This is a genomic window from Kribbella sp. NPDC051587 (assembly GCF_044453945.1).
Classification (GTDB): domain Bacteria; phylum Actinomycetota; class Actinomycetes; order Propionibacteriales; family Kribbellaceae; genus Kribbella.
The window spans coordinates 1,081,811-1,104,413 of the sequence record NZ_JBITDE010000002.1 but is presented as its reverse complement, the minus strand read 5'-3'; the positions used below and the strand labels follow the sequence as shown (position 1 = coordinate 1,104,413).

Annotated in this window: 20 protein-coding genes; 10 read left to right on the top strand and 10 right to left on the bottom strand. The window is 68.9% G+C overall.

Going from position 1 to position 22,603, the window contains the following annotated elements; translation table 11 throughout:
- Window positions 1-96 precede the first annotated feature (96 nt).
- On the top strand, window positions 97-2,397 hold the full coding sequence (locus ACIA49_RS11660; protein WP_396377060.1) for a M4 family metallopeptidase: 2,301 nt from the start codon (window positions 97-99) through the stop codon (window positions 2,395-2,397).
- A gap of 148 nt (window positions 2,398-2,545) precedes the next feature.
- Complete coding sequence (locus ACIA49_RS11655) at window positions 2,546-6,646, top strand: GH116 family glycosyl hydrolase (protein WP_396377059.1); 4,101 nt, start codon at window positions 2,546-2,548, stop codon at window positions 6,644-6,646.
- Here ACIA49_RS11655 and ACIA49_RS11650 read toward each other — a convergent pair.
- Entirely contained in the window at window positions 6,636-7,055 is a 420-nt protein-coding gene (locus ACIA49_RS11650) for a DUF4440 domain-containing protein (protein WP_396377058.1), read from the bottom strand. The genes ACIA49_RS11655 and ACIA49_RS11650 overlap by 11 nt on opposite strands.
- Window positions 7,056-7,113: 58 nt before the next feature.
- Here ACIA49_RS11650 and ACIA49_RS11645 point away from each other — a divergent pair, with 58 nt between their 5' ends.
- The 3 genes from ACIA49_RS11645 to snpA all read left to right on the top strand — a co-directional run bounded on the left by ACIA49_RS11645 (window position 7,114) and on the right by snpA (window position 8,855).
- Window positions 7,114-7,536 carry a phage holin family protein gene (locus tag ACIA49_RS11645; RefSeq protein ID WP_396377057.1) on the top strand — a complete coding sequence of 141 codons (423 nt, stop codon included), beginning with the start codon at window positions 7,114-7,116 and terminating at the stop codon, window positions 7,534-7,536.
- Window positions 7,533-7,910 (top strand): DUF3618 domain-containing protein, encoded by a 378-nt coding sequence (locus ACIA49_RS11640; protein ID WP_396377056.1) that lies wholly within the window; start codon window positions 7,533-7,535, stop codon window positions 7,908-7,910. Before ACIA49_RS11645 ends, ACIA49_RS11640 begins: the two co-directional genes overlap by 4 nt.
- A 285-nt stretch (window positions 7,911-8,195) precedes the next feature.
- Window positions 8,196-8,855 (top strand): snapalysin, encoded by a 660-nt coding sequence (snpA, locus tag ACIA49_RS11635; RefSeq protein ID WP_396377055.1) that lies wholly within the window; start codon window positions 8,196-8,198, stop codon window positions 8,853-8,855.
- Between the two features lie 60 nt (window positions 8,856-8,915).
- Here snpA and ACIA49_RS11630 read toward each other — a convergent pair whose 3' ends face one another.
- The gene (locus ACIA49_RS11630; protein ID WP_396377054.1) at window positions 8,916-10,442 is read right to left on the bottom strand and encodes a carboxylesterase/lipase family protein; all 1,527 of its coding nucleotides are present in this window, start codon (window positions 10,440-10,442) and stop codon (window positions 8,916-8,918) included.
- Window positions 10,443-10,555: 113 nt separating this feature from the next.
- Between ACIA49_RS11630 and ACIA49_RS11625 the strand changes: the two genes are divergently transcribed.
- On the top strand, window positions 10,556-11,671 hold the full coding sequence (locus tag ACIA49_RS11625) for a sensor histidine kinase (protein WP_396377053.1): 1,116 nt from the start codon (window positions 10,556-10,558) through the stop codon (window positions 11,669-11,671).
- Window positions 11,668-12,291, top strand: a complete 624-nt coding sequence (locus tag ACIA49_RS11620; RefSeq protein WP_396377052.1) for a response regulator — start codon at window positions 11,668-11,670, stop codon at window positions 12,289-12,291. Before ACIA49_RS11625 ends, ACIA49_RS11620 begins: the two co-directional genes overlap by 4 nt.
- Here the strand turns inward: ACIA49_RS11620 and ACIA49_RS11615 are convergent.
- The 4 genes from ACIA49_RS11615 to ACIA49_RS11600 all read right to left on the bottom strand — a co-directional run bounded on the left by ACIA49_RS11615 (window position 12,288) and on the right by ACIA49_RS11600 (window position 16,420).
- Window positions 12,288-13,547 carry an RNA polymerase sigma factor gene (locus tag ACIA49_RS11615; protein ID WP_396377051.1) on the bottom strand — a complete coding sequence of 420 codons (1,260 nt, stop codon included), beginning with the start codon at window positions 13,545-13,547 and terminating at the stop codon, window positions 12,288-12,290. The genes ACIA49_RS11620 and ACIA49_RS11615 overlap by 4 nt on opposite strands.
- A gap of 145 nt (window positions 13,548-13,692) precedes the next feature.
- Window positions 13,693-14,061 carry a YciI family protein gene (locus ACIA49_RS11610; protein WP_396377050.1) on the bottom strand — a complete coding sequence of 123 codons (369 nt, stop codon included), beginning with the start codon at window positions 14,059-14,061 and terminating at the stop codon, window positions 13,693-13,695.
- Between the two features lie 93 nt (window positions 14,062-14,154).
- Complete coding sequence (locus ACIA49_RS11605) at window positions 14,155-15,657, bottom strand: LCP family protein (protein ID WP_396377049.1); 1,503 nt, start codon at window positions 15,655-15,657, stop codon at window positions 14,155-14,157.
- An 85-nt stretch (window positions 15,658-15,742) separates the two neighbouring features.
- Entirely contained in the window at window positions 15,743-16,420 is a 678-nt protein-coding gene (locus ACIA49_RS11600) for an SDR family NAD(P)-dependent oxidoreductase (RefSeq protein ID WP_396377048.1), read from the bottom strand.
- 70 nt (window positions 16,421-16,490) lie between these two features.
- On the opposite strand from ACIA49_RS11600, the gene ACIA49_RS11595 reads away from it, so the two are divergent.
- Window positions 16,491-17,444, top strand: a complete 954-nt coding sequence (locus ACIA49_RS11595) for an NAD-dependent epimerase/dehydratase family protein (RefSeq protein WP_396377047.1) — start codon at window positions 16,491-16,493, stop codon at window positions 17,442-17,444.
- On the opposite strand, the gene ACIA49_RS11590 is transcribed toward ACIA49_RS11595, so the two are convergent.
- Both ACIA49_RS11590 and ACIA49_RS11585 read right to left on the bottom strand, forming a co-directional pair.
- Entirely contained in the window at window positions 17,441-18,343 is a 903-nt protein-coding gene (locus ACIA49_RS11590; protein WP_396377046.1) for a hypothetical protein, read from the bottom strand. The two genes, ACIA49_RS11595 and ACIA49_RS11590, sit on opposite strands and share 4 nt — an antisense overlap.
- A gap of 3 nt (window positions 18,344-18,346) precedes the next feature.
- Entirely contained in the window at window positions 18,347-18,970 is a 624-nt protein-coding gene (locus ACIA49_RS11585; RefSeq protein WP_396377045.1) for a dihydrofolate reductase family protein, read from the bottom strand.
- 189 nt (window positions 18,971-19,159) lie between these two features.
- On the opposite strand from ACIA49_RS11585, the gene ACIA49_RS11580 reads away from it, so the two are divergent.
- Window positions 19,160-19,747 carry an HhH-GPD-type base excision DNA repair protein gene (locus ACIA49_RS11580; RefSeq protein ID WP_396377044.1) on the top strand — a complete coding sequence of 196 codons (588 nt, stop codon included), beginning with the start codon at window positions 19,160-19,162 and terminating at the stop codon, window positions 19,745-19,747.
- Here ACIA49_RS11580 and ACIA49_RS11575 read toward each other — a convergent pair.
- Window positions 19,704-20,672, bottom strand: a complete 969-nt coding sequence (locus ACIA49_RS11575) for a GntR family transcriptional regulator (protein WP_396377043.1) — start codon at window positions 20,670-20,672, stop codon at window positions 19,704-19,706. The genes ACIA49_RS11580 and ACIA49_RS11575 overlap by 44 nt on opposite strands.
- A gap of 130 nt (window positions 20,673-20,802) precedes the next feature.
- Here ACIA49_RS11575 and ACIA49_RS11570 point away from each other — a divergent pair, with 130 nt between their 5' ends.
- A complete protein-coding gene (locus tag ACIA49_RS11570) occupies window positions 20,803-21,387 on the top strand; it encodes a TIGR03086 family metal-binding protein (protein ID WP_396377042.1) in 585 nt (194 codons plus the stop codon).
- Here ACIA49_RS11570 and ACIA49_RS11565 read toward each other — a convergent pair.
- Window positions 21,343-22,557 (bottom strand): FAD-dependent monooxygenase, encoded by a 1,215-nt coding sequence (locus tag ACIA49_RS11565; RefSeq protein ID WP_396377041.1) that lies wholly within the window; start codon window positions 22,555-22,557, stop codon window positions 21,343-21,345. The genes ACIA49_RS11570 and ACIA49_RS11565 overlap by 45 nt on opposite strands.
- Window positions 22,558-22,603 lie beyond the last annotated feature (46 nt).

Here is a 22,603-nt window from a genome sequence, read left to right as displayed (position 1 = left end):
TCGCTTGTCATGAGGTGGGGCTGCGACGTTCCGGCCAGGAACGAGCTTGGGGGCTCGTCCACGTTCCTGGCGCCAGACGGAACTGGGAGGATTTCTGTGAAAGCCCGTACCTGGCTCGCCGGCCTTGCCGCCGGTGCAGTCGCCTTGACGTTGGCAGCGCCCAACGCCATCGGCGCCCCGACCGCGACCCCGGCCCCGAAGCCGTCGGTCCGCCAGCTCGACACCCCTGCGGGTGGCGGCGCCGGCATCGTCACCAAGCGCGACGCCATCGGCCGCGCCCACTCGCTGCGCCCGACCACGCCGCTCAAGGCACCCAAGTCGGTGAGCGCCAGGGCAGCCAAGGCTGCCACCAGCCGGCCCGACTCGGCCGCTGTCGCCAAGGCCCAGGTCGACGCGGTCGCGCCGTACTTCGGCGCCCGCCCCGCCGACCTGGTCGCGACCGGTACTTCGATGTCGGAGTACGGATCGCAGACCCGCTTCCAGCAGACCATCGACGGCGTTCAGGTGTACGGCGGCGAGATCGTCACCAACCTGGACAAGGCCGGCTCGCTGGAGTCCGCCAACGGTGAGGTCGCCCTCGCCACCTACGGCACCTTCCCGGCCGCCGACAAGGCCGACGCCGCGAAGGCCACCGCACTGCAGTCGGCCCTGGCCGCTGTCGCCAAGCAGGGCAAGCTCGACGCCTCGAAGTTGAAGGCGGAGCTGACCGGCCCGCGCTGGTTCGACATGGGCCTGGTGACCCGCCAGCCCGGCTCGGTCGCCATCCCGGTCTACCTGTACGAGGTGACCGGACCCAACGACGTCCGCTGGCAGGCCATGGTGCACGCCTCCGGCCAGGCGCTGCTCGCCTGGGACCTGAGCGAGAAGATCAACCGCGTCGTCTGCGACGCCAACCACGCGATCATCCAGACCGGCGGTGAGGACGTCCGCTGCGGCGACGGCCAGGCGTTCGCGCCGTCCCGCGTCGAGGGCGGCCCGGCCTCCGACGTCCAGGACGTCAACCAGGTCTTCGACTTCTTCGGAGACACCTCCGACACCTACAAGTCGCTCGGTACCGACCTGACCAGCCTGATCGGCGTCGACTACGGCGACGGCAAGGGCAAGGCGATCCGCGGCACCGTCCGGATCTGCGTCGACGGCGGCTGCCCCTACGCCAACGCGTTCTGGAACGGCGAGCAGATGGCCTTCGGTGAAGGCGTCAGCACCGACGACGTGACCGGCCACGAGCTGACCCACGGCGTCACCCAGCACACCTCGGGCCTGGCCTACCTGTGGGAGGCCGGCGCGATCAACGAGTCGCTGTCCGACATCATGGGCGAGTTCGTCGACCTGACGAACGGCTCGGCCGACGACACCGCCGAGAACCGCTGGCAGATCGGTGAGGGCTCGAGCCTCGGCGTGATCCGCAGCATGTCCGACCCGACCAAGTTCGGTGACCCGGACAAGCTGAGCAGCCCGAACTGGTTCGACGACGCGTTCTTCCAGGACAACGGTGGCGTGCACTTCAACTCCGGTGTCGGCAACAAGACGGCGTACCTGATCGCCGACGGCGGTGCCTTCAACGGCCAGAAGATGCTCGGCATCGGCCTGGCCCGCTCCGAGGTGCTGTGGCACGAGACCCAGAAGGTGCTCACCACCGGCGCCGACTACGGCGACCTCGCCGAGGGCCTGCGCGCGACCTGCGACAAGCTGGCCAAGAAGAAGAAGTCCGGCATGACCAAGAAGGACTGCGCCCAGGTCGAGCTGGCCATCAAGGCGACCGAGCTGGACGCCGAGCCGGCCGGCGGCCTGCCCGCCCAGGCTCCGGTCTGCGACACCGCCGGCGCGAAGGTCAAGAACCTGCTGAAGACCTCCTTCACGGAGTACCCGGACGGCAAGGTCGTCCGCGACCAGGGCTGGGTGCTCGGCAAGGCCGAGGGCGTCGACGGCTCACTCGTCGACACGTCGTACAGCAAGGACGGTGACGACTCCATGTTCGGCATGGTGACGGCCCCGGACCAGGCGATCGGCATCCAGACCGCCAACGGCACCAAGATCAAGAACCAGAAGACGTACCTGCGCTTCCAGCACGCGTACAACTTCTACAACGTGTTCATCATCTTCGGTGTCCGCAGCGGGACCGGAACGCTCGAGTACTCCGACAACGGCGGAGCGACCTGGCAGGACAGCTCCACGCTGACCGGCTGGACCAACGGCCCGACCGTCGACCCGAACTTCGAGGACGAGCCGGGCGCCTGGCACGGCAACTCGGGCGGCTGGGAGACCAGCCGGTTGGACGTGACCTCGTTCCAGGGCAAGCAGCTGAAGTTCCGCTGGACCCTGCACGGTAAGGATGCGGACCTGGTTCCGGCCAACTGGTGGCTGGACAACGCGAGCATCTACACCTGCTCCAAGTAACACCTGAGCGGTACCCGAGGGCCCGGTGGATCCGTCCACCGGGCCCTCGGCCGTTCCGATCCTTTTCACCACGGGGAAATCGATTGCCGAGAGATCGTTCCGGGGTTAGTGTGCTGACCAGGAGTTCCCACCGCCCCGGGAGACGACCATGGCCGATCAGCCCGAACTGTCCGCCTGTGACAACCCTGCGTGCGGAGGCTCGTGTCCTCGCGCCGGTGTCGCACGACGTACCTTCCTCTCGATCAGTGCGGCCGGTCTCGGCGCACTCGCGGCGCCCGGCGCCCTGCGCGCGGCCGCCGCTCCCCTGGTGCCGCGGGCTCCGGTGAGTGCGGCAGAAGCCGCGGCGCTGGCCGACCGCGGGGTGCCGACCGTGTACTCCGGTGCGGCGCTGGCCAAGATCGGCATGCCGGTCGGTGGTGGGTGTGCGGGGCAGGTGTACCTGTCCGGCGACGGCCGCATGTGGGGATGGGACGTCGCCAACGCGATGACCTATCCACTGGGCGGCGCTGACTTCGCCGGCACGCACTACACCGCGCCGCTGTCCGCGGATGCACCCGGAGCGACTCGCTTCCGGCAAGGGTTCGCGCTGCGGACCGGCACGATCGCCCGGTACGTCGATGCTCGCGGCTTCAGCGATGTGCGGTTCACCGGGCAGTATCCGATCGGCCGGGTCTCCTACAAGACCATCGCGAGTCCGGTCCAGGTCACGCTGGACGCGTTCTCGCCGTTCATCCCGCTGGAGACGCTCGATTCGACCTTGCCGGCCACGGTGTTCGCGTTCACGCTGCGCAACTCGTCGGCCGAGGCGGTCGATGCGACCTTGCTCGGGTACTCCGAGAACCCGGTCTGCCTGGACAGTCGAAAGAACCAGCCGACCACGCAGCGCGCGACCGCCTACGCGTCCGGGATCGAGTGGACCGCGGCCGACCCGACGACCTCGACGCGGGCGGACATCCTCTTCGAGGACTGGGAGCGCGAGACGTACGACGGCTGGACGGTGACCGGCACTGCCTTCGGCTCCGGGCCGGTCGTGGCGACCGCCGTACCGGAGTACATGAAGCGGTTCGGTGATCTGCACGTGCACGGAACGCGGTTCGTCACCTCGCACAACTACCGCGCCAATCCGAACGACATCGACGGCGCGGACGCCCACCTCGGCATCCTCACCAGCGCGCCGTTCGTAGTGAATCGTCGTTACGTAACAGCGTCTATCAGCGGTGGCTCCGGCCCTGGCACCTGCCTGCAGGTGGTTGTCGACGGGAATGTCGTGGCCACGGCCGTCGGCGGGGACACCGAGCCGATGAGCACCCGGGTCCTCGACGTCTCCAAGTACCAAGGCCGGACGGCCCAGGTCCGGCTGGTCGACAACGCGTCCGGCGCCTGGGCCCACCTCAACGTGGACCGGATTGTCTTCAGCGACCGGCCCGACGTGGTCTTCGAGACCTGGGGCAACGACTCGTACGGCGGCTGGACGACGACGGGCGACGCGTTCGGCAGTGGGCCGGTCAAGCCGGAGCAGACACCCGCACTCATGCAGCGGTACGGCGATCTGAACATCCACGGATCACGGTTCGTCACGTCGTACAACTTCCGGCTCACCGGCGATCCGGACAACCGGACCGGCACGCTGACCAGCCCGCCGTTCGAGATCTCCCGCCGGTACGTCGCGATCGCGGTCGGCGGCGGCAACCGGGGCGCCGTGAATGTGGTTGTCGATGGCAACGTTGTGGCCACCGCGACCGGCTCCAACAGCGAACCACTCGTCGGAAAACTGCTTGACGTCGGCAACTATGAGGGCCGCACCGCACGGATCCAGGTGGTCGACACCGTGACCGGCGCCTGGGCACACCTCAACATCGGGAGCGTCACGTTCACCGACCGGGCCGACATCGTCTTCGAAGACTGGGAACGCGCCAACTACTCAGGCTGGACAGTCACCGGTACGGCGTTCGGCGCCGGGCCGGTCACCGCCGCCGAGACCCCGACCAACTTCCGGCGGGCCTTCGGCAACCGCACCGAGCTGAACGTCTCGGGGAGTCGGTTCGTGACGTCGTACAACTTCCGCGACGGGTCGTTCGACGGCTCGCAAGGCACCTTGACGAGCCGGGCGTTCACCATCGACCGGCGCTACATCACCGTCTGGACCGGCGGCGGCAGCAATCCGGCGACGACCGCGGTCAACCTGATCGTCGACGGCGCCGTGGTCGCGACCGCCACCGGCGCGGACATCGAACCACTGGACGCGATCTGCTGGTCGGTCGGCCGCTGGGCCGGGAAGTCCGCGCAGCTCCAGATCGTCGACCGCTCGAGCGGCGGCTGGGGGCACGTCAACGTCGACCGGATCATCTTCAGCGACCGGCCGATCCGCCAGCAACCCGTTGCCGACCGCACCGATGCGGGCAGTTTCGCGTTGGCCTCGCTCGAGCCGGTCGCCGTCGTACGGCGGTCGATCGCGGCCTGGTCGACGCCGGCCGAACTGTTCGACGCAGCCGACGGCCCGGCCGAGGTGGACGGCTCGGACACCCAGGTCGGCACGGTCGCGGTCAGCGTCCGGCTGGCACCTGGTGAATCGAAGACGGTGCGCTTCGTCCAGAGCTGGTTCTACCCGACGCCCGAACGTCGCCAGTTCGGGCATCTCACCAACGGCTCGACGTTCCGCCGGCACTACGCGACCCGCTTCGGCTCGGCCCGCGCAGTGACCGAGCACGTCGGCGCCAACCTCCAGCGGCTGGAGTCCGGAACGCGCACCTGGGCGCAGACCTGGTACGACGATTCCACCTTGCCGCACTGGTTTCTCGAGCGGACCTTCGCCACGGCGTCGACCATCGCGACCGCGACGTGTTACCGCTGGAGCGACGGCCGCTTCTACGCTTTCGAAGGCGTCTACTGCTGCCACGGCACCTGCGAGCACGTGTGGAGTTACGCCCAGGCGATCGGCCGGCTGTTCCCCGACCTCGAACGCGACACCCGGGAGCGCGTCGACCTCGGCATCGCGTACCGAGCCAGCGGCGAGATCGCGAACCGGGGCGAGTCCGGCGACGCCGCCTCGTCGTTCGCCGACGGCCACTGCGGCACCATCCTGCGGATCTACCGCGAACACCAGATGGCTCCGGACGCCTCGTTCCTGACCCGGGTCTGGGCCCGGGTGAGGACCTCGGTGGAGTACGTGATCTCGGCCCGCGACGGCGCCGATCAGGACGGCATCTTCCGCGGTGGGCAGTGGAACACCTTGGACACCGAGTGGTTCGGCGAGATCCCGTGGCTGAGCGGCCTGTACGTCGCCGCGCTGCGGGCCGCCGCCGCGATGGCGACCGAGATGGGCGACACCGCGGCGGCCGCCCGGTACCGCACGATCGCCGATCGCGGATCGTCGTACCTGAACGGGTCCTTGTTCAACCCGATCTACGGCTACTACGTGCAGGAGGTCGACGCGGCGCATCCGGCGGCGAACACGAACCGCGGGGTGTTCGTCGACCAGATGTACGGGCAGACCTACGCCGCCCAGCTCGGGCTGCCCCGGGTCTTCGCGGCGGACAAGGCACGGACCGCGTTGACGAAGCTGTACCAGAACAACTTCCAGCCCAACCCCGCGGCGTACCGGCCGCCAGGCATTCCCGCCGGCCGCGTGTACACGGGCGCCAACGAACCCGGAACGATCATGGTGACCTGGCCGAACGGCGGCTCGACCGAGTCCGGCGGGCACCCGTACTTCAACGAGGTGTGGACCGGGCAGGAGTGGCAGTTCGCCGCGCACCTGTTCGCGGAGGGGATGACGGCCGAGGGACTCGCGGTGTCGCGGGCGATCTACGACCGGCATCGGGGCGAGAAACGCAATCCCTACAACGAGATCGAGGCCAGCGACCACTACGCGCGGGCGATGATGAGCTTCGGCGCCTACATCGCGGCGTGCGGGTACGAGTACCACGGACCGCGCGGCCATCTCGGGTTCGCACCACGACTCACGCCGGAGGAGTTCGCCTGCGCGTTCACGGCCGCCGAAGGCTGGGGCCGCTACCACCAGACCCGTACGGCGACCTCACAGGTGGCGACGGTCTCACTCCGGCACGGCCGAGCGCGGCTGTCCACACTCGCCTTCGAAACCGCCCGCCCGGCGACAGCGGTCTCCGTGACCCACGCCGGTACGACGGTGCCGGCCACGCTCGCGGTGACCGGGACCCGGGTCGTGGTCACGCTCGGCACGCCGGTCGTCGTGACCGACCAGGACCTGGTGATCACCCTTACGGCATAGGGACGCCTTCGCGCTCGTCGTCCCAGGCGGCGGCGCTGATCCGCCAGCCGGCCGCGGTCCGGACGAACTGAATCGTCTTCATTCCGCGGCCGGTGAAGGCCTTGCCCTCCTGACTGCCTTCCTTGGCGTAGGCGCCGTACCAGTGCGCGATGTCACCGAAGACGTCGAGGCGGCCGTCGAGCGCCCACTCGTGGAAGTCGCTGAGCGTGCCTCCGGTGAGGAGCGCGCGGCGGGGCGCGATGAACTCGTCGACCGTGTACGCCAGCGGCTCGCTGCCGCAGGTCCGGACGATCACGGCCTGTGGGATGAACAGCTCCGGCAGGGCGTCCAGGCGCTCCTCGCAGTCGGGGCCGGAGACGAACGCGTCGAAGAACCGGCGGATGAGCTCGTTCAGGGCGGTCTGATCCATGTTCACAACCTAATCGGATGGGTACCGGGCGTGACATCCGATCACGGGAGGCCGAGAGATGAGCACGCGTCCAGGCGTCGTACGGGAAGAGCCTGTTGGGGCGCTGGTGAGTGACCTGACCAGCGACATGAGCCGACTGGTTCGGGACGAGTTACAGCTGGCCAAGGCCGAACTGAAGGACAAGGGCAAGGAAGCCGGGGTCGGGATCGGACTGTTCGGTGGGGCCGGGACGTTCGCGCTGTACGGACTCGGTGCCTTGATCGCGGCGGCCATCTGTGGGCTCGCCGTCATAGTACCCGCGTGGCTGGCGGCACTGATCGTCGCCGTGGTGCTGTTCGCAGTGGCCGCGGTCGCCGCGCTGCTCGGTAAGCGTCATGTCAGTCATGCGACTCCGCCCATTCCGCAACGCGCCGTTGAGGGGGTCCACGAGGACCTCGAAGCGCTCAAGGGCCACCATCCGGAAGGGACTCTCACGTCATGAAACACCGCGAAGACCTCACCGAGACCGAGGCGCTGCGCCTCGAACTCGAGCAGACCCGCGCTCACCTCGCGGAGACCGTCCAGGCGCTCTCCGAGCGGGTGAACGTCCTGCGCCGCCTCAAGGAGTCGGCAGCGGAGGCAGGCGGCCGGATGAAAATGAACGCGGGCCTGGCCGGCAGCCGCATGAAGGCCAACGCGGGACTGGCCGGCAGCCGGATGAAGGACCCGGCGGGGATGGCCGGCCTGCGGGTCAAGGACACCGCCGGCCAGGTGCCCGCGATGACCAGGGAACACCCGAAGGCGACCGCCGCGGTCGGTGGCGCCCTCGTGCTCGGTGCCGGCGCGGCAGCCTGGCTGGTCAGCCGCCACAAGTAGCTCCGGCCACTTCAGGGGCTATCCCCTCGACTTGCCCCTTCTCCCCTCGAATATCGACGGGAGAAGGGGCACTTTCACGGGTTATCCCCTCAAGTTATCCCCTTGCGCAGGGGCCTGCGGGAAACGGGTTTTCCGCGGGGTGGCGGCATAAGGTGAGGGTTATCCCCTGCGTTGGGAGCGAGGGGATGCAGACAGCGAACAGGTTTGGCATTCTCCGTTCAGGTAGCGACAAGTAGTCCCCCGGTCGCTATTCGTATCCGCCGCCCATCGGAGTGAGGCCCGCCCATGTCATACCGTCATGCCCTGACAACCCTCGCCGTGCTCGCCACCGCGATCGCCGCCCCGGTCGCGTCCGCGTCCGCCGCACCGGCCCCGCAGGCCGCGCCGACCACCGTGTCGTCGTACGCCGGATCGCCGCAGGACCAGGCCGCCACCCAGGCGTTCTACGACGCGGTGATGAAGTCCGCGCTGGCCCAGCAGGCCAAGGCCGCCAAGTCCGGCCAGAAGCTCGCCGCGGTCACCGTCCGGTACCGGGTCAGCGCCCCGAGCTTCCGCTCGCAGATCAGCCGCAGCACGCAGATCTGGAACTCGTCGGTCAGCAACGTCCAGCTCGTCGAGTCCACCGGCAGCTACGACTTCTACTACACCGAGGGCAACGACTCCCGCGGTTCGTACGCGTCGACCAACGGCCACGGCCGCGGTTACATCTTCCTGGACTACCGCCAGGCGCAGCAGTACGACCCGACCCGGATCACCGCGCACGAGACGGGCCACGTCCTTGGCCTTCCGGACCACTACTCTGGCCCGTGTTCGGAGCTGATGTCCGGTGGTGGCCCCGGCCCGTCCTGCACCAACCCGAACCCGAACTCCACCGAGCGCAGCCGCGTGAACCAGCTGTGGGCCAACGGCAAGACCGGCCCGACCGCGATGTTCATCGCCAAGTAGTAGACGCCAGACCCCTCCCAGCCCGGGAGCCTCCGCTGCAAGGGGCTCCCGGGCTGGTTTTTACTTGAAGGTGCTCCAGAACGCGCAGTGATGGTCGGCCGGCTGGACCGCGACCGGAGCCAGTTGCTGGATGTTCGGCCAGTGGGCCCAACCAGGGTTGCCGGTCCGCGCGAAGTCGGTCCACGCCTTCCGCATCCGCACCGCCAGCTTCTGCTGCGCCGGAGTCAGCTGGTACGCCGGTCCGCCGGCCGCATCGAAGAGGTAGTTCAGCTCGGACCCATGGGATGCCCCGGTCGGGAATCCCGGCGGGAACGGCACATACCCGGGTGCTGCCGGATCGGCGAACTCATAGGCATAGGCGTCTCCCGTCCGCGCGAACGCCTTCGTGGTGGCCCGCTGCGTGCACGACCAGACCCGGTCGGTGTCCATCGCCGACCACGCGAGCGCCGCCGTACCGTAGGTCTTCGCTGGATAGACGGCCTCGACTTCGCGTGCTCGTGCACCGAACGCCTCCTGCAGGCGAGTCGGGTAGTTCGCGGCCGTCACCGGGTTGCTGAGCAGTTCGGCGATCGCGGCGATGGCCCGGGCCTCGTCCTTGGTGTGACCGGACAGGATCGGGATCCGCGGCACGAGCCCTGCTCGCAGGGCCTTGCCAGGTTCGAGCGGCAGCGTCGGGTTGCCATAGGCAACGGATCCGAAGAGCGCGGACTCGGCGAACACCTTCGAGGTGTCGAGCTTTCGCAGGCAGGACAACGTCTTGCACCCCAGCCGCGTGGCCGCCGCACGACCGTTCTGCTGGATCGTCGCCGTCGGCTGCCAGAAGGATCCGGCCGGTATGCCCATCCCCAGGCCGTTGGCCGGCCAGTCCAGCAGGCACGAGCCGCTCTGCATGATGGCGCGGTCGACCAGGCCGCGCGTACCGGGCGAGGTGAGCAGGCCGCAGGTTCCGATCCCGCCGCCGGACTCACCGAACAGCGTCACGCTGTGCGCATCCCCGCCGAACGCGCCGATGTTGTCGCGCACCCAGCGCAGCGCGGCCTGCTGGTCCTGCAGCCCGAACGTCCCCGACCCCGGCAGACCGGCGAGCCCGAAGTTGCCGAAGATCCCGATCCGGAAGTCGACGGTCACCACGATCACGTCGCCCTCGGTCACGAGGCTGGTCGGCACATGCTGGCTACCCGAGCCCGAGCTGAACCCGCCACCGTGCGACCAAACCATCACCGGCCGCGGCCCCTTGGGCTTCGCTTTGGGCACGGTGACATGCAGGTAGAGACAGTCTTCCGACGTGTTCGGCATCGGTTGACCGTCCCCGCCGGGTTGCGGACAGTACGGCGTGGGCTTGCCGGCATCACGAATCCCGGACCACGGCACGGGTCGACGCGGTGGCGTCCACCGCAGGTTGCCGACCGGCGGAGCGGCGTACGGGATGCCTTGGAACGTGATCGTCGACGTACCGGTCACGCCACGCAGTACGCCGTCCTGGAGCCGGACGACCGCAGGGTCGGCATCGGCCTGGCTTGCGGGCAACGGCAGCGTGGCGAGGACGATGCCGACCGCCGCCGGGAGGAACCTCAGTCTTCTGATCATGGCTCCACCCTCGGCGCGGGCGGTGGCTCGGCGGCAGTAGCCAGGTGGCCAGAACTCCGGCCGATGGTCGAGGATCCGGCCCGTTCCGCCCCCGATGCTCTTAGGCTCGCAGCATGGACGAACCTCCCTGGCCGCTGCGGCAGCGACTGGCCGATGTCGCGCTGATGCTCCTGGCGTACGTCGTCGCCGGCTTCACGCTCGCCGGTGAACTCACCGCGGACCAGCAACCCGGCCAAGCCTGGATCGTGCTGGACGTGGTCGCGCTCGTGACTGCCCCGCCACTGCTGCTGTTCCGGCGCCGGTGGCCGATCCAGGTGGCCGTCGTCCTGCTGATCATGACCGCCGGCACGACCACTGCCGGTGCGGCGGCGGCCATCTCTTCGGTGCTGGTACGACGGCGCTACCAGGAGGCGCTCGCGGTGGCCGGGTTCGCGCTGGCGATGGTCACGGTCAACCTGTACCTGCGGCAGGGCTTCGCGACGTACTGGCCGATCTTCGGAGTCTTGGTCCTGATCGGCGCGATCGAACTCGGGCTGTTCCTGCGGCTGCGACTGCGGCTGGCGCAGGAGGCGGAGCAACGGGCGCTACGATCGCGCGCCGAGGAGCGGACACGGATCGAGCACGCGCGCCGGTCCGAGCGATTGCGGATCGCACGGGACATGCACGACGTACTGGCTGACCGAATCTCCTTGCTCAGCGTGCATGCGGGAGCGCTGGCGTTCCGCCCGGATGCTCCTGCCGAGCAGGTCGCGGCGACAGCGGAGGTGATCCGGGGCGCATCCCACGACATCCTGACCGATCTGCAGCGGGTGATCGGGGTACTGCGGGACGACGAGCAGTTACCTGAGCCGGACCTGCGGACCCCTGGGCTGCGGCAGATCCGTGAGCTGGTGGACGACGCGATCCGATCAGGTCAACCGGTACGGGTCTCCGCGTTGCCGGAGGTTCCCGACGCGATCGGGCGAACGGCGTACCGGGTGGTGCAGGAAGGGCTGACGAACGCGCGCAAGCATGCGCCGGGTCGATCCGTGGAGGTTTCTCTCGAGATTGACGACGCCCTGGTCGTTGCGGTGAGCAACGAGATGAGCGCTGGTACGGCAGTCGTGCCGGGGACCGGGTTGGGGTTGCTGGGGTTACGTGAACGGCTTGATCTGCTGGGTGGGCGGCTCGAGTACGGTCCATCGGACGGGGTGTTCCGGCTCACCGCGTGGTTACCCTTGGCACCATGAGGGTGCTGCTGGTCGACGACGATCCGCTGGTCCGGATGGGTCTGCGGACGATGCTGGGCGGCGTTCCCGACCTGGAGGTCGTAGGCGAGGCGGACGACGGGTCCGCGGTCTGTGACCTGGTGACGTCGACGCGGCCGGACGTCGTACTGATGGATCTGAAGATGCCGGGCACCGACGGGATCACGGCCACCACCGCGGTGCGGGCACTGCCGGATCCACCAGTGGTGATCGTGCTGACGACGTACGACGCCGATGAACAGGTGCTGCGTGCACTCCGCGCGGGGGCCGCTGGGTTCGTGCTGAAACACACCCCACCCGCGGACATCGTCGAGGCGATCCGTCGCGCGGCCGCCGGTGAGCCCGTGCTGTCGCCCACCGTGCTCGCCGGCCTGATCGAGCGCGTGACCGCACCGGAGCAAGCCCGCGACCTGCTCGACGGACTCACCGACCGCGAGCGAGCCATTGCCCATGCCGTCGCGCGCGGGCTCACCAACCCGGAGATCGCCGCCGAGCTCTACCTGAGCCTCGCCACCGTCAAGGCGCACCTCACCCGCCTGATGGTCAAGCTGAACGTCACCAACCGGACCCAGGTCGCCGTCCTCTTGCACGAGGCCGACTAGCAGGCGGCGGCGCGCTCCAGGAGGAGGGTGCGTTCGCGTTCGTTGCGGGTGAGGCCGGCGGCGCGCTCGAACTCCTTGCGGGCTTCGTCGAGGCGGCCGAGTTTGAAGAGCAGGTCGCCGCGAACGCTGGGGAGCAGGTGATAGTCCTTCAGGGACGGCTCGTCGGCGAGGGCATCGACTGCTTCCAGACCCTGGTCAGGACCGAACGCCATGGAGATCGCGACGGCCCGGTTGAGCTCGATGACCGGTGATGGCACGAGCTGCGCCAGTACGGCGTACAGGCTGGCGATCTGGGTCCAGTCGGTGTCGTCGGGGTCGGCGGCGCGGGCATGGCAGGCGGCGATCGCGGCCTGGATGAGGTACGGCCCGGGCGGTTTGTCGAGGGCCCAGGCGCGCTCGAGGCCGGCCAGGCCACGGTTGATCAGCAGGCGGTCCCAGCGACGACGGTCCTGTTCGAGCAGGAGCACCGGCTCGCCATCGGGACCGACGCGTGCGTTCGCGCGCGACGACTGCAGCTCCATCAGAGCGAGCAGGCCGTGCACCTCGGGTTCGTCCGGCATCAGTCCGGCCAGCAACCGGCCGAGCCGCATCGCCTCGTTGCACAGCGCCGGGCGCATCCAGTCGTCGCCGGCCGTCGCGGAGTACCCCTCGTTGTAGATCAGGTACACAACCTCGAGCACGCTCCCCAGCCGGTCCAGTAACTCCGGCCCGGCCGGCACCTCGAAGCCGACCTCGGCCTTCGCGAGGTTGCGCTTGGCTCGCACGATGCGCTGCGCGATCGTCGCCTCCGGCGCCAGGAACGCGCGCGCGATCTCGTCGGTCTTCAACCCGCCGAGCAGCTTCAGCGTGAGCGTCACCCGCGCGTCCATCGTGATCACCGGGTGGCACGCCGTGAACACCAGCCGCAACAGGTCGTCTTCGATGGTGTCCTCGAGAATCGCCTCCACGTCGTCCTCGACGCTGTCCCCGTCGATCTCGAGCTCGTGCCCCATCTCGGCCAGCTTGCGCTGATACGTCTCCTTGCGCCGGATCAGGTCGATCGCCCGCCGCTTCGCGATCGCCATCAACCAGGCGCCCGGATTCTTCGGTACGCCGGACTCCGGCCACTGCTCGAGAGCCGCCACCAATGCGTCCCCCGCCAGCTCCTCGGCCAGCCCCACATCCCGCACGATCCGCGCCACACCGGCCACGATCCGCGCCGACTCGATCCGCCACACCGCATCGACAGCCTCAGCCGCCGCCCCGTCAACCGTCACTCCGCGATAAAACCCCACCCCACCCCAAACAGCAACCACCCATTTGCCTGGCTAGCCAGGCAACTTGGGGGTTCCGTACCGTGGTTAAGAGTGCCGAACCCCCCATTTCCCTGGCCAGCCAGGGAAATCGGCCCGGAGCGGTCGGTCAGGCGGGGTGGTACTCGCCGCCGGGGGCGAAGTCGGCTTCCTCGACGACGCGGCGGAGCTCGACCTCGTTGCCGAGGGCTTCGGCGAGGCGGGCGGCCCATTCGAGGGCCTCGTCGCGGGAGCGGACGTCGACGACGATGACGCCGCCGATCAGCTCCTTGGTCTCGGCGAAGGGACCGTCGGTGACGGTACGGCGGCCTGCCTCGACCTTTACGCGGGCACCGAGCGCGCTGCGGTGGACGCCCTCGGCGAACAGCAGCACGCCGGCCTTGGAGAGGTCGTCGACGAGTTGGCCAACGCCCTCGACCACCGACGGGGCCGGGAACTGACCGGCTTCACTGTCCGCGTCGGCTTTGTTGATGATCATGTAGCGCACGACTCACCCCTATCCATGAGTGTCGGTCTCTTACTCTCACGTCGTACGGCGGGAGAGCGGATCGACACTCGGTGCGGAAAGAATTCAGCTCGGCTGATCACCGTCGGGGTGGTAGGCGCAGGCGTCGGCCAGGTTCTGGGTCGGCGGCGGGGTGGTCTTGGTACCGCCGGACGGCGTCTTGGGGGTCTTCGGCGGGGTCTTGCTCGGCGGGGTGGCCGGTGGCGCCGGCTGCTCGAGCGCCTTCTCGATCGCCTCGCGCATCCCGTCGTAGTCCGGGTGCAGGTACTTCATCTTCAGCTTCGAGACATCCAGGTTGATGTTCGAGACCGTGCCCGCCTTGACCTTCACCGCGAGCTGCACGAGGGCCGGCAGGAGCTCCTGCGGGATGTCGGTGCGCAGCAGGTGCTGTCCGGCCTTGGCGATCGCCTTGTACTTGGTGATCAGGGTGGCCGGGTCGCCGGCCGCGACCATCGCGTTGATCGTGCAGCGCTGGCGGATCTGCCGCTGGTCGTCGTCGGCGCTGTACCGGCCGCGGGCGAACCAGAGCGCGTGCCGTCCGTCGAGGTGCTGCTTCGGACCGGGCTCGATCCACTCCTTCGGCGGGATGTGCGCGCTGCTGACCCCGCCCATCGCCACCCGCTCGTTGACGTTGACGGTGATCCCGCCGAGCGCGTTCACCAGCTCGGGGAATCCGGTCAGGCTCACCTGCAGGTAGTAGTCGAGCTTCAGCCCGGTCGCCTCACCCACGGACTGCTTGAGGACGTCGGCGCCCTCGTTGTCGGACGGACCGAGAATGCCGGGGTACTTGTCCGGGATGTTCTGGTACATCGCGGTCAGCATCCACTCCAGCCGGCCTTCGAGGCTGAGCCCTTCCTGACCGAACCCGTTCGGGTACTTCTTGTACAGCGGCGAGTCCTTCGGGAACGGCATGAACGTGAGCTGCCGCGGCATCGAGATCAGCGACGTGTTCCCGGTCTTCGTGTCGATACTCGCCACGATCACGGTGTCGGTCCGGATGCCCGGCCGGCCCGGGGCGTCGTCACCGCCGAGCAGCAGCAGGTTCAGCCGCGGCTTGTTCTCCCACGGGTCCTTGACGTTGACCGTCTTCGGCCGGGTCGCGCTCTTGCTCTCGCCCTGGGCGACGAACACGTCCTGCACCAGCGTCCGCTGCGCCAGCACAGTCTGTACGGCGAACGCCGTGGGCGCCGCGATCGCGAAGCAGAGGATGCCGACGAAGGTCGCGCCGATCGCCCGCCCACCGGCCCGACCTGTTGCCGGACGCAACGAACGGTGCGAGGCGACGATCACGATGATCCAGAGCAGCGCGAGGGCCGCGATCGTGACCGAGGTGACCAGCAGCCGGCTCGGGTCCACGGCCGCGGCCAGGACCTCGTCGCGCCGGGTCAGACCGACGTACAGGCCGAGACCGACCAGCCCGAGGGTGATGGTGAGGACGAACGCACCGACCTTGCGGCGCCCGCCGACGATCAGTCCGATTCCGGGCAGCAACGCACCCAGCAGGGTCAGGCCCAGTACCTTCGGTACCGAGCGTGGCCGAGTAACTGCCGTGTGCGAGTGTCTCCCCATCGACTCCCCTGTCGCCGTCCCCAGTCAGTGTGCATCGCTGCGGCACACTCCACATCTCCAGACGTGTTACAGAGGCATTCGGTTGTCAAACGGGGTAATGACCGCCGGAAAACCCATCGGTTTCGACCAGTGCCCGGACGACCCCGGCGATCTGTTCGGGTGCGGTCCAGCCGCTGGTGTCGGCGTTCGGCATCGCGGCGCGATTGGCGGCGGTGTCGATGGTCCCGGGCAGGATCGTGTTCACCCGGATGCCGTCCTTCGCGTACTCGGTGTGCAACGCGTCGGCGAAGGCGAGGATTGCGGCCTTGGCCGAGATGTACCCGGCGGCTCCCGAGAACGGTCGCTGCGCCGCGCGGCTCGACGTACAAACGATTGCTCCACCGCCGCCGGCGATCAGGTGCGGCAGCAGCCCCTGGGTGATCAGGTACGTCGGTCGCAGGTTGACCCGGAACTGCTCCTCGAACTCTTCGATCGGCGTCTCGTGCACCCGCGCCCCGGACGCGAACCCGCCCACCAGGTTCACCAGCGCGCGCACCGGCGCACCGACCTCCGACGTCGCCAGCGCCACCACATCAGCCACCCCGGCCGGATCGAACGGATCAGCCACGATCGGCGTCAACGCCGGGTCCGCCCCGAGCCGCTCCAGCGACTCCTCCGACCGCCCCGGCACCACCACGCGCCACCCGCTCGCCAGGAACCCCGCGACAACCGCACGGCCCAACCCACCGGTGCCCCCGGCAACAACCACAGTCCGCTCCATCATGCCCCCGAGCCTAGTGCTCACAGCTGACTAATCGGTCGCGGTGATCCGGCGACGGGACTAACGTCGCGGGGTGCGGATTCTGACTTTGGGTGGCAATGGGTTTGTGGGACGCGCGATCGTGGTGGACGCGCTGGCGCACGGGGCGGAGGTGACGTCGTTCAGTCGTGGGGTGAGTGGGCCCGAACTGCCGCCCGAGGTGGTGCAGGTGGTGGGCGATCGGGACGCCGGCGACTACGCCGGGCTCGCGACTGGTGAGTGGGACGCGGTGGTCGACCTGAGCGGGTACCAGAGCAAGCAGGTTGACGAAGCGATGGACGCGTTGGGCGACCGGGTCGGGCGCTACGTGTTCGTCTCGAGCCACGCGGTCTATGTGCGGACCCTGCCCGCCGGCGCGACCGAGGACGCACCCCGTCAGACACCGCTGCGCGCCGCCGACGTCCTCACGAACGAGACCTACGGCCGGTGCAAGGTCGCCTGCGAGGACGACGTCTGGGAACGGTACGGCGATCGCGCAACGATCGTCCGTCCGGGCCGGGTGACCGGTCCGGGTGACTCGTCCGTGACAGCCCTCTACTGGGTACGGCGGGGTGCGCGGGGCGGGCGGGTTGCGCTACCGACCACGCCTGAGCAGCCACTGCAGTTCATCGACAGCCGGGATCTCGCCCGTCTCACCGTGCAACTGATCACGGATGGGCGGTCTGGCGCCTTCAACGCCATCGGACCGGAGACCACGATCGGCGAGTTGATCACCACGGCGGCCGAGGTCAAGGGCAGCTCGGTGGAACTCGTCCAGGTCCCGGAGGACGCCGTACCGGCTCACTTCCCCCTGCTGGAGCCCGAGGAGGTATGGCCCGCCCGCCGCCGGGACCCGTCGAAGGCACGTGCAGCCGGTATGCCGGTCACACCCTTCCGCCAGACCGTCGCCGACCTACTCGCCTGGGATCGCGACCGCGGTGAACCCGCGCTCGACATCGGCCTGACCGACCAGGCCGAGGCGGAACTCCTTGCCCGGCCCGGCGGTTAGCTCTCCGGAAGGGCGAGGGTGCGGCCGGCGTCGCGGGCGGCGTTGATGGAGCGGGTGAAGGTGTCGCGGAGGGCGCTGGCCTCGTCGGCGAAGCCTTGGACCAGGGTGGTGTCGCCGACTGGTTCGGTGCGGGCGAGGAGTTCGATGTAGCGGTCGCCGTCGGCGAGGGCGGCCTCGGCACGGAGGGCTGCGTCGGCGGAACGGACGCGCTGGGCGTAGTTCTCGAGCAGGTCGACCTTGCGCTCGATCGCCGTCACCGACAACGCGAGCGCGCGCCGCTGCGGGCCGAGGACGGTATCGAGTTCAGCCGTCGCCATCCCCCGCGCGACGTCGCGCTGGCGAGCCCGGAGGACGGTCTGCTCGCGAAGCACTTGCGCGATGTCCCACAACTGCTCCGGAAGGACCAGTTCGTTCTGTACGTCGTCGAGCAGCCCGCGCTGGGTAACCGTTGCCTCTAGCACCGTTTTCACCGACCGCTGAGCCCGCTCCAGCAACCGCGTCGCCGGGTCGTCGAAGTCCACCGGCAGCAGGTACGACCCGTGCTGCAGCCGGACCGCCTTGTGCCCGCGATCCTCGACCATCGACTTCACCAGCACACCGCCGGTCGCCAGTACGGCGAGCCCTGCCAGCACCACCGAACTCCAGGTCGCGACGTCGGTCGGCAACGTCGCCGCCATGATGATCAGCGCGAGGATCCACCCACCGACACACACCGTCAGCCAGACCAGCAACTGCCCCAACGTGTTCGCCGGCGACACCGACCACCACGTCTGCCGCTTCGGCCGCGGCGCGTCCGCAGGAACGAACAGCTCCGACCGGTGCTTGACCAACCGCCGTACCGCTTCCGGCACACCAGGTGCGAACACCGGCTCCATCGCCACCTCCGCTGAGCTCGTCACCACTCAGCGTAGCGGCCCGACCTCCTTCGCCGACATTTCTCCGGGCACCGTCGGGACGCGTTGGTAGGTGTGGAGGGCTACGCCGGTGGTGTAGGTGGTGGATTCGGTGAGGTGGAGGCTCAGGCGTGGGGTGGAGTCGAAGAGGCGTTTGCCGGGGCCGAGCAGGATCGGGTAGACGAGGAGGACGAACTCGTCGACGAGGTCGGCGTGCAGGAGCTGGGAGATGACGGTTGTGCTTCCCCAGAGGCTGATCTCGCGATGGCGGGTCTTGAGGTCGCTGACGATCTCGGCGAGGTTGCCCTCGATGCGGGTGGAGTTGTTCCAGCGCAGATCGGTCAAGGTGGACGAGGCGACGTACTTGGGTTGCTCGTTCAGCCGGACGGTCCGCGGGTCGGCGGGGTCCGCGGTGGGCCAGAAGCTGGCGAAGATCTCATAGGTACGGCGGCCGAGCAGCAGCGCGTCGGCGGCGAGCACCGAGCGGGTGATCAGCCGGGTCACCGCGGGATCGGCGTACGCCTGCGTCCAGCCGCCGAACGTGAACCCGTTGTCCGGATCCTCCTCGGCCAGCCCCGGCGCCTGAACCACGCCGTCGATACTCATGAACGCGGTCACCACCAACCGGCCCATTCCCGCACCTCCCCCGTCGAAGCACCCCGTGTGTACGGCGGCACACCGGGTAACGACATCATCCGTGGCGTGGCGCCGACAACTGGATAAGTCCGTATCCGGTGTCTTGACGCTATCTCCAGGCGTGAACCCCGCCGCGACGCCGTCCGATTCCTGCCACCGGGTTCCAGACCGTGTCAGGATGACCTCATGCTGCGCGAACTGCACCTGACCGGGGATCCGGCCGCGGACAAGCTGCTCAACGACGACCCGTTCGCCTTGCTGGTCGGGATGCTGCTGGACCAGCAGTACCCGATGGAGCACGCGTTCGCGGGACCGCGGAAGATCGCGGACCGGATGGGCGGGTTCGATCTGCACAAGATCGCCGCCACGGAGGTGGAGACCTTCGTCGAGCTGTGTGTGACGCCGCCGGCCATCCATCGGTACGGCGGATCGATGGGGCGTCGCGTGCACGCGCTGGCGCAGCACATCATCGAGAACTACGACGGCAAGACCGAGAACCTGTGGACCGCTGGGCGCCCGAAGCCGGACGGTGCCGAGGTGCTGAAGCGGCTGAAGGCGTTGCCGGGGTTCGGTGAGCAGAAGGCGAAGATCTTCCTCGCCATGCTCGGCAAGCAGCGTGGGGTCGAGCCGAAGGGCTGGCGCGACGCGGCCGGCTCGTACGGCGACCGTGGCTCGCGCCGGTCGATCGCTGACGTCGTGGACGCCAAGTCGCTCGGTGAGGTGCGCGCCTTCAAGAAGGAAGCGAAGGCTGCGGCGAAGGCCGCGACAGCCTGACGGCCAGTCCGTCCAGCATCAGCTCGAGGCCGAACGCGAACAGCTGGTCAAGGTCGTAGTCGAGGTCGAAGCCGCCGGCGAACAGGTCGCGGAACGCGGTCAGATTCTGGGCCGCGATGATCGCGGCCAACTGCTCGCTGCCCTGCTGCGCGACCCAGTCGTCTCCGGTCAGGCCGGTGTCCTGCTCGGCCTGCACCTCGACCTCCATGGCCTGTCCGAGCCCCCGGACGTAGCCGAACAGGGTGATGACGGCGTACATGGACGGGGCTTTGCCGAGCGGCTTGAAGGCGGCCAGCAACGCGTCGGTGTGCGGCAGCATGCTCGGCAGCATCTGCGGCCGCCCCACCGTCACGGCACCGGCCAGCCACAGGTGCTGCTTGTACGCCGCCCACTGGGTCCGCGCGATCGCGGTCACCCGAGCGCGCCAATCGCCGGACAGGGCTGGGAGCGGGAACTCAGCGAAGGCGGCGTCGATCATCTGGTGAACGAGCGTGTCCTTGCCGCCGACATGGCGGTAGAGGGCCATCGTGGAGACGCCGAGCTCGGCTGCGATCCGCCGCATCGAGACGGCAGCCAGCCCCTCCGCGTCGGCGATCGCGAGCGCCATCCGCACCACCTGACCGCGGTCGAGAGCCAGCGGTTCACCCTCGACCGGCCCGTGCTCCACGCTTCCGCGGGCGCGCGGCGGACGTCGTACCGGGCGGGCCTTCGGCTGTGGGCCGACGACCGTGCCGACGCCAGGGCTCGCATGGACGAGCTGCTCCTGCTGGAGCGCGCGCAGCGCCTTGGTGGCGGTCGCCATCGCGACACCGAAGTCCCGCACCAGCGACCGGGTCGACGGCACCCGGTCACCAGGCTGCAACTCCCCGGTCTCGATCCGTCGCCGCAGCTCGGCGGCGATCACCAGGTACGGCGGCTCGTCCATCAGCTCCCCTAGTCGATCACCAGTGTGCCTGATGCGGGTTGTCCCTTGTGGTCTGGCCAAGTCGATGCCTAAACGGCGTACTGCGGCCTATGCTCGGCCAGGGCGGGCTTTGCTGAGGGAGGGAACGCGGATGGACGTCCGGGATCTGGATCGGCGGGCCGGCGCGGTACTGGGTGAAGTGGTCATGCAGGTCCGGCCGGAGCATCTGAGCCTGCCGACGCCCTGCCCCGACTGGACTGTGCGGGGTCTGCTCCGGCACATCGTCAGCGAGAACGAGGGTTTCGCGGCCGCGGCCCTCAACGGTTCGGCCCCGGTACAGACCTGGACCGGCGGCCGCCTCGGCGACAACCCCGCCGGCGCGTACCGACGGTCGAACGTTGCAGTGGCCGACGCCTTCGCCGACGGCGGCGCACTGGACCGGCTGATGGAGGTCCGCGAGTACGGGTCGTTCCCGCGCCGGATCGCGCTGACCTTCCATCACCTGGACTGCGTGGTGCACGCCTGGGACCTGTCCCGCGCCATCGGCCTGCCGTACTCCCCACCCTGCGACCTGGTCGAGGCCGCCCTCGACCTCGCCCGCCGGATCCCCGACACCGACTCGGCCCGCGGCCCCGGCGCCGCCTTCGAGCGCAGCCTCAAAGTCTCGGGTACGGCGTCGGAGTTCGAGCAGCTACTCGGCCTGCTCGGCCGCAACCCGGAGTGGTCGGCCCGCTGAGTAGTCGGGCAGCTCCAGCACGTCCGGCTTCGCCTTCAAGAGTCCGAGGAAGGGCTTCGACGTGATCACCCGCATCATCAAGTCGCGGTACCGGATGCCGGCCGTGGTCATCGGCATCGCCATCTTGATCCCACCGGGCGCCAGTTCCATCCGCTGATCGACGTACGCTTGCAGCCGACGCTGATACGCCGCGAAGGCGCGCGCGTGATCGCCGTCCGTCGCGAGTTCACCGGCCAGGACATACGCGCCGACGAGGGCGAGCGCCGTACCGTGGCCGGCCATCGGTGAGCCGCAGTATCCGGCGTCACCGACCAACGCGACCCGGCCCTGCGACCACTCCGGTACGGCGACGCGGCTGAGGCTGTCGAAGTAGAAGTCGTCCGCGGTGGTCAGCCCGGCGAGGAGGGGCTGCGTGTGCCAGCCGAGACCGCTGAACCGCTCCCGCAGCAGCGCCTTCTGCGCTTGGACGTCGCGGTAGTCGTAGGTGATGACCGGCGACCGAAAGCTCAGCAGGGCCTTGGCGAACCGCGGGTCGTGATCGGGACGCAGCGCGACCCACCGACCACCGGGGGCGGTGTAGATCTTCATCCAGTGCTTGAGGTCCTCGGGCGCCTCGACCGTGAAGTACGACGTGTAGCCGCCGAGGTGCTGCACGAAACGATCATGCGGTCCGAACGCCAGCCGCCGTACCCGGGAGTGCACGCCGTCCGCACCGACGACGAGGTCGAACCGCCGGCGGGTACCACTCGCGAAGGTGACATCCACGCCGGTCGCGTCCTGGTCGAGCTGAGCGATCGAGTCGCCGTACAGGTATTCGACCTCGCTGGTCGCGTCGGCGAGGATCCCGGCGAGATCACCGCGGAGGATCTCGATCTCGGCCACCGGCCCGGTGCCGTCGAGCATCTCGACCGGCATCGCGGCGGCCCGGCTCCCGTCGGCCCGGACGTACTCCATCCCGAGCTCGTGCAACTGCCGCTCCTTGATCGCAGCCAGCAGCCCCATCCGCTCGGCGACTGTGCGCGACACCCCCCGCAGATCCACCGTCTGCCCACCCGGCCGCGGTCCTGTCGCAAGCTCGACCACGGTCGGCTCGAACCCGGCCCGCCGCAACCAGAACGCCAGCGCCGGCCCGGCGATCCCGCCACCACTGATCAACACCGTCTTACCCATCACAACCACCCCTCGTAGCCCAGTGCGTGTACGCCGTACACACTGC